Origin of the sequence: Thermanaerothrix sp., from assembly GCA_026417795.1 — a bacterium.
Lineage (GTDB): Bacteria > Synergistota > Synergistia > Synergistales > Synergistaceae > Thermanaerovibrio.
In genome coordinates, this window is the sequence record JAOACP010000002.1 from 68,026 (window position 1) to 77,796 (window position 9,771).

The following is a 9,771-nucleotide window of genomic DNA, read 5'->3' on the forward strand; positions in this document are numbered from 1 at the left end:
GGGACCGGATCCCAACAGGGAGGAGGCTAGAGCTTGAAGGACTCCATGAGCTCCTTAAGCTCCTGGGCCCTTTGGGTCAGCTGCTCCGCCTGTCTTGCTATGTCCGAGGACCCCTTGGCGCTCTCCTCCACGGACCGGTACACGGAGTCCATGGTGGAGGATATCTGAACCGTGGAGGCGGCGATGTGCTCCACCGCCGACTCCATCTCCGACGCCAGGGCGGACTGCTCCTCCGACACCGCCGCCAGGTCGGACAGCGAATCTATGACCCCCTTCACCGCCTGAGTGGCCCTTTCGAGCCTCTCCATGGCCCTTTGGGACATCTCCGAGGACCTGACTAGGACAACGCCGGAGGACTCTATGGACCCCACCGCCCCCTTAACCTGTTCCTTCAAGTCCCCGATGAGGTCCCCGATGGACCTGGAGGCCTGGTTCGACTCCTCCGCAAGCTTGCGGACCTCCTCCGCCACCACCGCGAAGCCCCGGCCCGCCTCGCCGGCCCTTGCGGCCTCTATGGCGGCGTTCAGGGCCAGGAGGTTGGTCTGGTCCGCTATCTTGGATATGGTGTCCACGAAGGACGTTATCTTCTCCACCGAATCGCTGAGTTTAAGTATGGCGCTTACGTTCTCCTCCCCCCTTGAGGCCACGTCCTTGACGTTTCCTATGACCTCAAGGAAGTCCTCCGCCGCCTCGTCCACCTCTCCCTGGGCCACGGCCCCGGACTGGGCGCCCCTTTCCGCCGCCGATGCCACCGCCTTGGAGCCCACGGTGACCTCCCCCACCGCCGCCTTGGTCTCCTCCGCGCTGGCGGCGTCCGAAGAGGCCATGTCCTTCACGGTCCCCACCGCCCCCCGTATCTCCTCCACCGAGGCGCTGAGCTCCTCGCTCAGGGCGGACAGGCTCTCCGCGGCGGATGAGACGTCCAGGACCGCCTTTGAAAGGGACGTCAAGGTGCGGCGCTGGTTGGATATCATGGACCAAAGGGACTCGGTGATGGCCCCCATCTCGTCGGACCTTCCAGAGGGAAGATAGGACCTGTCGATCCTAAGGTCCCCCTGTCCCGCCCGCTCCGCCGCCTCACAAAGCCTCGACAGGGGGCCCGTCACAAGCCTCCTGGAAAGCCACGCCACGGAAATGCCTATTAGCCCCATGGCCAAAAGGAGCACCAGCCCCTGATAGAGGGCGCTTCTCATGGCCTTGGCTTTAACGTCGTAAACGTAAACCCCGGTTCCAAACCACCAGCCGAAGGGCTCGAAACGGCGCACGTAGGCCACCTTGGGTTCCACCCGGTTAGTGTTGGAGTTAAGCCAATGGTAGGTGAGGTACCCCTCCCCCTTTGAACGGGCCACCTCCCTCAGCTCCCGCTGAACCCATACCCCCCTCTTGTCCTGTGAGTCCAGGAACTTGCCCCTCTCGTTGCCCTGGAAGGGGATGGCCACGCGGTTTTCCATGTCGTAGCCGAAGATGTAGTTCTTGCCCTCGAAATGCAGCTTCGATATCTCCTCCCCCGCCAGGAACATGGCCTCCTCCCTGGAGATCTTCCCCTCCTGGAACTTAGAGTTCCAGTGCTCCAGTATGCCGTAGGTGAAGTCCACCATGTCCTTGACCGCCTTCAACCGGTCCTCGTAGACGTCCTGGTAGGACCTGTGGTAGGAGATGCCCATCAACGCCGCCGCCGCAAGGCCGAGCAGGACGAAAACCGGCACCAGCAGCTTCGCGCTGAGCCCTGACATCCTCTTCTTGCCGGACATGCCGCCACCCCCCTCGCTTTAGGATGATTGAACATCTTATCACGAAAGCCATGCCAATATAAACATAAAACATAACAAATAAAATGAAACAAATTCACTAAAACAAGTACTACATTATTTAATCAAAAAATGGTGTATCTTTTATATAATCAAATCAAGCCAAGGCCCCGCCGGGGGCGGGCTAAAACCAAGGGAGGTGTTCGGATGTCTAGCAACGGAAACGCGGGATCCGGAGGGATTCTTGGGTTCTACTTCCGGTCCAGCCTGGTGGTTCGCATCCTTCTCGCAACGGTCCTGGGCGCCGCCGTGGGGCTCATGGTTGGGCCCCAAGCGGCAGCCATAAAGCCGCTGGGGGATCTTTTGATAAGGCTTCTTAAGATGATAGTCATCCCGGTGGTCTTCTTCTCCCTGGTGGTGGGAGCCTCCAGCGTTACCCCGTCGAAGCTAGGAACCGTGGGGGTAAAGGTGGTGGGCTACTACATGCTCACCAGCGCCGTGGCGGTGGCCATAGGGCTGGGGGTGGGCAACTTCTTCAAGCCCGGGTTGGGACTCAACCTTCCCGCCGAGGGCGCGGCGGACATATCCGCCAAGGCCCCGTCCCTGGTGGAGACCCTTCTCAACATAGTGCCCGACAACCCCATGGCCGCCATGGTGAACGGGACCATGCTGCAGGTCATCTTCTTCGCCCTGCTGTTCGGAATAGCCCTGAGCGTGCTCATGTCCAGCTCAGACCAGCGCCTTAAGGCCTCCGGGGAGGCCATGTTCCGGATATGCGACGGCGGCGCCGAGGCCATGTACAAGATAACCAAGTGGGCCATGGAGTACGCCCCCATAGGGGTGTTCGCCCTCATGGCCACCGCCTTCGGCCAGCAGGGGGCCAAGGCGGCGGGGCCCCTGGGCATGACCATAATGGCCATGTACATCGCCTTCGCCATACACTTCGTGGTGGTCTACGGCATATCCCTAAAGGCCGTGGGGCTGGGACTTCCAGCCTTCGTCCGCCACGCCAAGGACGCCATGCTCACCGCCTTCGTCACCCGAAGCAGCAGCGCCACCCTGCCGGTGTCCATGGAGGTGGCGGAGGAAATGGGAGCGCCCAAGGGCATCTACTCCTTCTCCCTGCCCCTTGGGGCCACCATAAACATGAACGGAACCGCCATATACCAGGGCATCTGCGTGCTGTTCGTGGCCAACTGCATAGGACAGAACCTCACCATATCCCAGCAGCTCATGGTGATACTCAGCGCCACCCTGGCGGCCATAGGCACCGCCGGGGTGCCGGGCTCCGGAGCCATAATGCTCCTCATGGTGCTCAACTCCGCGGGCATATCCCTCACCGGAGGCGCCGCCGCCGCTTACGGCATGATACTTGGCATAGACGCCATAATGGACATGGGACGTACGCTCCTCAACGTCACCGGAGACATCGTGGGCACCGTGATGGTGGCCAAGGCGGAGGGGGAGCTGGACCAGTCCAAGTGGAACCAATAGGACAAGCCCAAAGCTACTAAGCGGGGCCCAGGGCAACGGCGAAGGACCACAAGGGGCCCAAAGGGGCTAAAGAAAGGCCGCCGGGGGGATTTTATTATTTATTAAACCCCTCCGGCGGCCTTCGCATGTGGAGGGGCCAAGGGGAGGAAGAAAGGCGTAGGAAACGAAAAAGGAGGGGCTCAACGCCCCTCCGGATCGAGCTTCAGCAACCTAGCCCACGAACACCTCTTCGATCTTCCTCAAGGCCTCGTCGATCTCCTCCTTGGTGATCACAAGGGGAGGGGCGAAGCGGATGATCCAGCCGTGGGTCTCCTTGCACAGAAGCCCCCGGTCCTTGAGGGCCGTGGTGTATATCCTGGCCTTGCCGGCGGACTCGTTGAGCACCACGCCGATGAGGAGCCCCTTGCCACGCACCTGCTTTATCTTGTCCGTCTTGGCCTGGATGGTCCTAAGGCCGTCCATGAAGTACTTGCCGAGCTCCGCCGCCCGGTCCGCCAGCTTCTCCTCCATGAGGACGTCGATGGCCGCCATGGCCACCGCGCAGGCCAAGGGGTTGCCGCCGAAGGTGGAACCGTGGGTGCCGGGCTTGAAGACCCCCAGCACGTTCTCGTTGGCCGCCACGGCGGACACGGGGAACACGCCGCCACCCAGGGCCTTGCCCATGATTATTATGTCCGGGTCCACGTCCTCGTGCTGGAAGGCGAAGGTCTTGCCGGTCCTGCAGAAGCCCGTCTGCACCTCGTCCACCGCCAGGAGCACGTTGTTCTCCCGGCAGAGCTTCTCAAGGCCCTTGAGGAAGCCGTCGCTGGGGACCCGAACCCCCGCCTCCCCCTGGATGGGCTCCACCAGGATGCCCACGGTGTTCTTGTTTATGGCCTTCTTCACCGCCTCCAGGTCGTCGTAGGGAACCACCACGAAGCCGGGGGTGAAGGGGCCGTAGTAGTCCCTGGCGTCGGGGTCCACGGAGAAGGAAATGATGGTGGTGGTGCGGCCGTGGAAGTTCTCCTCGAAGACGATTATCTCCGCCTTGTTCTCCTCCACGCCCTTGACCATGTAGCCCCACTTGCGCATGGTCTTTATGGCGGTCTCAACGGCCTCGGCGCCGGTGTTCATGGGGAGCACCATGTCCTTGCCGGTCACCTCCGCCAGCTTCTTGGCGAAGAGGGGCCACTTGTCGTTGTAGAAAGCCCGGGAGGTGAGGGTGAGAACGTCCGCCTGGTCCTTGAGGGCCTTTATTATCCTGGGGTGCCGGTGCCCCTGGTTCACCGCCGAGTAGGCGGAGAGCATGTCCATGTAACGGCGCCCCTCGGGATCCTCGACCCATATACCCTCGGCCTTGCATATCACCACCTCCAGGGGGTGATAGTTGTGGGCCCCGTACTTGTGCTCCATTTCCATGAGTTCCTTGGACGTGTACATACCTTTCTCCTCCTCCTTCGCTTCTAGCCCCTCTGGTCCAGAGCAGGGATGGGGACGGCGGGGCATTAAACCTTTTTCTTCGGAAAGTTTATACCATTGAGGATTGCAATGCAACCCCCGCAGGGCCAAGGGCCCGCCGAAGCTTCTGAAAACCCCCGCAGGCAACACTCTAACCAGCCGCCCCATAAAAAAACACCAAAAACCAAACATCAAATCCGGCGATGGGCGCCATATATTATACAGCGCCAACATATAGACGCATAACCTAAAGAAATCTCTTAATAGTAAAAATTAAGAATTTTACACCACCACGACGCCGGTTCATGCTACCATTCCAATGGGACACAAAAGGCAAAAAAATGCTCCTAATTTGATTTGTCTTTCATAACAAAGGAGGTGGATCGTACCAAAGCAGGTTTTGTTCAACACACCGCACCGTCAGCTTCATACCTTAAGTTGTATCCAATGAAAAAATTGCGAAACTAGGAGGGGTATGGTTTGACTAACAAGCAGCGACGAGGCCTATTCAACCGTTTCCTTGACGTGGTGGAGAGGGGCGGCAACAAGCTTCCCCATCCGGCCACGCTGTTCCTCATCCTCGGGGTGCTGGTGGTTCTGATCTCCGGCATCGCGGCCTCCGGTGGACTCCAGGTTACCTACGAGCGGGTGTCCGAGGGCAAGGCAGAGCAGGTCACGGTGGCGGCGGTGAGCCTCATGTCCAAGGAGGGCCTTAGGCAGATCTTCGCCGAGGCGGTAAACAACTTCACCGGCTTCGCCCCCTTAGGAACCGTCCTGGTGGCCATGCTGGGCGTGGCGGTGGCGGAGGGGACGGGGCTCATCCAGGCCTGCCTTAAGAAGCTGGTCTTGAGCACCCCCAAGAGGCTCATAACCTTCGTGGTGGTCTTCGCTGGGGTCATGTCCAACATCGCCTCCGACGCGGGCTACGTGGTGCTGGTGCCCCTGGGGGCCATAGTGTTCCTGGGCTTCAAGCGCCATCCCCTGGCGGGCCTTGCCGCCGCCTTCGCCGGCGTTTCCGGAGGCTTCAGCGCAAACCTGCTGGTGGGCACCATAGACCCGCTGCTGTCGGGCATAAGCCAGGAGGCGGCCCGCATATTCCAGCCCGGCTACGTGGTCAACCCCACGGACAACTACTACTTCATGGCGGTCTCAACCATAATCATATCCATAATAGGAACCTGGATAACCGAGAAGGTGGTGGAGCCCAGGCTCGGCGCCTACCACGGCGACCACCACGACGACCACGACCTCTCAACCTTCACCGACGAGGAACGCCGGGGGCTTAAGGCGGCTGGGCTCAGCCTCATCCTATTCACCGCCCTCATCCTGGCCCTGGTGCTCCCCGCCAACGGCATCCTCCGGGACGACGAGGGCAAGATCCTGGGACACACCCCCTTCATGAGCGCCCTGGTGCCCATCATCGCCATGGGCTTCCTCTTCCCCGGCATCGTCTACGGCGTGGTCACCGGCAAGGTGAAGAACGACAAGCAGGTGGCCTCCCTCATGGGCAAGGGCATGTCCTCCATGGGAAGCTACATCGTGCTCGCCTTCTTCGCCGCCCAGTTCGTAAGCTACTTCAAGTGGTCCAACCTGGGGATAATCCTGGCGGTCAAGGGGGCCAACTTCCTCAAGGCCACGGGCATGACCGGCATATCCCTCATGATCGGCTTCATCCTGGTGGCGGCCTTCATCAACCTCTTCATCGGAAGCGCCTCCGCCAAGTGGGCCATCATGGCGCCGGTGTTCGTGCCCATGTTCATGGGCCTGGGCTACACCCCCGCCTTCACCCAGCTGGTGTACCGCATCGGGGACTCCTGCACCAACATAATCACACCCCTCATGTCCTACTTCGCGGTCATCGTGGCCTTCGCCCAGAAGTACAAGAAGGACCTAGGTATGGGCACCCTCATCTCCATCATGCTGCCCTACTCCATGGCCTTCCTGGTGGGATGGACGCTCCTCATGATCGTATGGTTCTTCCTGGGCCTTCCCATTGGCCCCGGAGCGCTGATAAGGCTATAATCAAAAACGAAACTTCCCTTTGGGTTTTCAAAAACCCCGGGAGTTCTCAACACCGCAACCGGGCAGCACAAGCACGCCAGTCCCCTAAGGGACGGCATAGAGCGCCGATAATGGGGGTCCCGCCCTGCGGAGGGGCGAGGACCCCCTCTTACAAGGAGGTATTGGGATGATAAACCGAGAAAGGCTGCTGGATGAGTTCCTTGAGCTGGTCAGGATACCAAGCCCCTCGGGCAAGGAAAAGGCCCTGGCGGACCTGTTGGTGGAGAAGCTGAAGGCCCTGGGCCTTCAGGTCACCGTGGATAGGGCTGGGGAGAGCATAGGAGGCCAGACGGGCAACGTGATCGGCCGCTTGGAGGGTTCCAAGGACGCGGAGGCGGTGCTCTTCAGCTGCCACATGGACACCGTGTCCCCCTGCGAGAAGATAGTGCCCATAGTTAAGAACAACGCGGTCTACAGCGACGGCACCAGCGTGCTTGGCGCCGACGACAAGGCGGGAATAGCGGCGGTGCTGGAGGCCTTGAGGTGCCTTAAGGAGTCTCAGGAACCCCACGGCCCCGTGGAGGTGGTCTTCTCCATCTGGGAGGAGGGGGGGCTTAGGGGGGCCCAGAACCTGGACACCTCCCTCATAACCGCCAAGCACGCCTACGTGCTGGACAGCGGCGGCGAGGTGGGGGAGATCGTCATAACGGGCCCCGCCCAGGACAAGATAGACGTGGTGATAAAGGGCAGGAGCGCCCACGCGGGGGTGGCCCCGGAGGAGGGCGTGAGCGCCATAATGATAGCCGCCAGGGCCATAGAGGGCATGAAGCTCCTTAGGATAGACCACGAGACCACCGCCAACGTAGGCTACATATCCGGCGGCGGGGCCACCAACATAGTCACCCCCGAGGTGGTCATAAGGGCGGAGGCTCGAAGCCTGGACGAGTCCAAGCTGGACGCCCAGAGCGCCCACATGGCGGAGCGCTTTAAAATGGCGGCGGAGGAGATGGGGGGTGTGGCGGAGGTCACCGTCACAAGGGCGTACCCGCCGTTCAACGTGCCGGAGGACAGCGCCACGGTGCGGATGGTGAAGCAGGCAGCGGAGCGGATGGGGCTCACCCCGAAGACCGCTTCCACCGGCGGCGGCAGCGACACCAACATCCTGAACTCCAAGGGGATCTCGGCGGTGAACCTGGGCATAGGGGAGCGGAAGCCCCACACCCTGGAGGAACACATATACATAAAGGACCTGGAGGGCAGCGCCCGGCTGGTGCTGGAGATAATAAGGTCCTTCGCGGGGGCAAGGTAAGAAAATCCAAGCCCCAAAACACCAAGGCAGAGGCCCGGCCCATCATCATGGGCGGGCCTCTGGCGTTTAAACGCCCATGTCCGACAGGGCCTTGGGCTGCCGTATAATCTCTACGGATGAGGCTTAAAAAGACCGGCCCCGAAGGGGGGCCTTTGCGGAGGGGTGTTGAAGGGCATGGGAAAGCTCTTGGCGGTGTGCGTAAGCCGTAACAGGCAGGAACCCAAGTCTCCGGTTCCCGCCGCCTTGTTCGTGCAGGGCAAGGGTATAGAGGGGGACTCCCACTTCGGCATGGGACGTCAGGTGAGCCTCTTGAGGGCCGAGGACGTCCGCTCCGCCGAAGCTGAGGCGGGCTTCGAATTTCCCCCCGGCAGCCTTGCGGAGAACCTGGTTGTGGAGGGCCTTCCGGAGGACCTGGCGCCGGGGCGGGTGATATCCATAGGGGACGTGAAGCTCCGGGTGGACGAGAAGGGCAAGAAACCCGGGGAACCCCACACCTACGACTACCGGGGATGGTGCCTTCTGCCCACCAAGGGCTTCTTCCTGTCGGTCCTCAAGGGAGGCGCCGCGTCCCCCGGAGCTCAAGTCATACTGGAGGAGGGGTACGTTGAAGGGGGAAGGGTTTAACCACAAGGCCAAAGACCGGGCCGGGGTGGATGAAATCCAAAGGCGGGCGGAAGAGTACCTGGAGGCGCTGAAGCTCAAGGGCTGCCGCCGGACGGAGCAGAGGCGGCTCATCATAGAGACGCTTCTTGAAAGCCGGGGAGAGCACCTGAACGCCCGGGAGATCATGGAACGGGTGCAGTCCAAGGACCCCTCCATCGGGTTCGCCACGGTGTACCGGACCCTCATGGTCCTCGAGGAGATGGGGCTTGTGCAGTCCTTCGAGCGGGGGGAGGGCTTCGCCAGGTTCGACATCCCCGACGGGGACATACACGTCCACATAACCTGCCGTGGCTGCGGCAGGACCGTCCACCTGGACTTCCCAGGGGACCTCCAAGAGACCCTCACCTCCTGGATAAAGGGGGCCGGCTTCTCACCGGTGCCCCAGACGGCGCACCTTTACGGCCTGTGCCCGTCATGCGCCGCAAAACCCCATGGCGCCCCGCAAGCTGTGATGCCGTGCTGCGGCCGGAGAAGAAGGGGCATCCAGGATTGACGCTTTAGAAGTACCACAAGACCCCCCGGAGCGTTTGCCGGTCTTCGGGGGGTTGTAAAATGGCCGCTTTTATTGATAATGAATATCTATAACCATAAGAAGGAGGCAGTTTCATGACCATAGCAGTGGCGGCGGAGGGCAACACCCCCGACTCTCAGCCATGCCAGCGTTTCGCCAGGGCGCCTTGGTTTCTCATATTCCGGGATGACGGGGCTTTCGAGGGGGCCCTAAAGACCGATCCTGTAGAACACGGGGCGGCGGCTTCGGCGGTGGAGCTGCTCTCCCGCAACGGCGTCAAGACGGTGTTGGCCCCCCAACTGGGCCCCAACGCCCAAGGGGCTTTGCGGCAGGCGGGCATAAAGGCCTACTCCTCCAAGGCTCCTTCCGCCGCGGAGGCGGTGGCCCTGTACCTATCCGGCGGCGCCGAAAGCCTGGATTGAGGTCGAAACCAACCGAAAGGGAGAGAGTACAAATGGAGAACAACCAGTGTGAGGGCTGCGGCAGCAGGGGAACCTGTACTTCAACCCCTGAGGAGTGCGGCATGCCCCAGAGGAGTCCCCGGAACGGCATAGGCAAGATAGTGGCGGTGGGCAGCGGCAAGGGCGGGGTGGGCAAGAGCTCCGTCG

The 9,771-nt window shown here is 61.3% G+C and carries 8 protein-coding genes; 6 read left to right on the top strand and 2 right to left on the bottom strand.

The window, feature by feature from the left end; translation table 11 throughout:
- Positions 1-26: 26 nt before the first annotated feature.
- The gene (locus tag N2315_00860; GenBank protein MCX7827747.1) at positions 27-1,751 is read right to left on the bottom strand and encodes a methyl-accepting chemotaxis protein; all 1,725 of its coding nucleotides are present in this window, start codon (positions 1,749-1,751) and stop codon (positions 27-29) included.
- Positions 1,752-1,955: 204 nt separating this feature from the next.
- Here N2315_00860 and N2315_00865 point away from each other — a divergent pair, with 204 nt between their 5' ends.
- Positions 1,956-3,242, top strand: coding sequence for a dicarboxylate/amino acid:cation symporter (locus N2315_00865; GenBank protein ID MCX7827748.1), 1,287 nt, complete (start codon positions 1,956-1,958; stop codon positions 3,240-3,242).
- A 210-nt stretch (positions 3,243-3,452) separates the two neighbouring features.
- Here the strand turns inward: N2315_00865 and rocD are convergent, their stop codons facing one another.
- Positions 3,453-4,661 carry an ornithine--oxo-acid transaminase gene (gene rocD, locus N2315_00870; protein MCX7827749.1) on the bottom strand — a complete coding sequence of 403 codons (1,209 nt, stop codon included), beginning with the start codon at positions 4,659-4,661 and terminating at the stop codon, positions 3,453-3,455.
- Between the two features lie 498 nt (positions 4,662-5,159).
- Between rocD and N2315_00875 the strand changes: the two genes are divergently transcribed.
- The 5 genes from N2315_00875 to N2315_00895 all read left to right on the top strand — a co-directional run bounded on the left by N2315_00875 (position 5,160) and on the right by N2315_00895 (position 9,585).
- Positions 5,160-6,701 carry an AbgT family transporter gene (locus N2315_00875; GenBank protein MCX7827750.1) on the top strand — a complete coding sequence of 514 codons (1,542 nt, stop codon included), beginning with the start codon at positions 5,160-5,162 and terminating at the stop codon, positions 6,699-6,701.
- 166 nt (positions 6,702-6,867) lie between these two features.
- Positions 6,868-7,989, top strand: coding sequence for a M20/M25/M40 family metallo-hydrolase (locus N2315_00880; protein ID MCX7827751.1), 1,122 nt, complete (start codon positions 6,868-6,870; stop codon positions 7,987-7,989).
- Between the two features lie 174 nt (positions 7,990-8,163).
- On the top strand, positions 8,164-8,613 hold the full coding sequence (locus N2315_00885; protein MCX7827752.1) for a hypothetical protein: 450 nt from the start codon (positions 8,164-8,166) through the stop codon (positions 8,611-8,613).
- Positions 8,594-9,145 carry a transcriptional repressor gene (locus N2315_00890; GenBank protein MCX7827753.1) on the top strand — a complete coding sequence of 184 codons (552 nt, stop codon included), beginning with the start codon at positions 8,594-8,596 and terminating at the stop codon, positions 9,143-9,145. The genes N2315_00885 and N2315_00890 overlap by 20 nt, the downstream gene beginning before the upstream one ends.
- A gap of 113 nt (positions 9,146-9,258) precedes the next feature.
- Positions 9,259-9,585: a hypothetical protein gene (locus N2315_00895; protein MCX7827754.1), complete on the top strand. Its 327-nt coding sequence runs from the start codon at positions 9,259-9,261 to the stop codon at positions 9,583-9,585.
- The last annotated feature ends 186 nt before the right edge of the window (positions 9,586-9,771 follow it).

Excerpts from the sequence above, each read along its gene's own strand:
- N2315_00880 (MCX7827751.1), top strand. The coding sequence starts at position 6,868 with ATGATAAACCGAGAAAGGCTGCTGGATGAGTTCCTTGAGCTGGTCAGG.
- N2315_00895 (MCX7827754.1), top strand. The coding sequence starts at position 9,259 with ATGACCATAGCAGTGGCGGCGGAGGGCAACACCCCCGACTCTCAGCCA.
- N2315_00885 (MCX7827752.1), top strand. The coding sequence starts at position 8,164 with ATGGGAAAGCTCTTGGCGGTGTGCGTAAGCCGTAACAGGCAGGAACCC.
- rocD (MCX7827749.1), bottom strand. The coding sequence starts at position 4,661 with ATGTACACGTCCAAGGAACTCATGGAAATGGAGCACAAGTACGGGGCC.
- N2315_00865 (MCX7827748.1), top strand. The coding sequence starts at position 1,956 with ATGTCTAGCAACGGAAACGCGGGATCCGGAGGGATTCTTGGGTTCTAC.
- N2315_00860 (MCX7827747.1), bottom strand. The coding sequence starts at position 1,751 with ATGTCCGGCAAGAAGAGGATGTCAGGGCTCAGCGCGAAGCTGCTGGTG.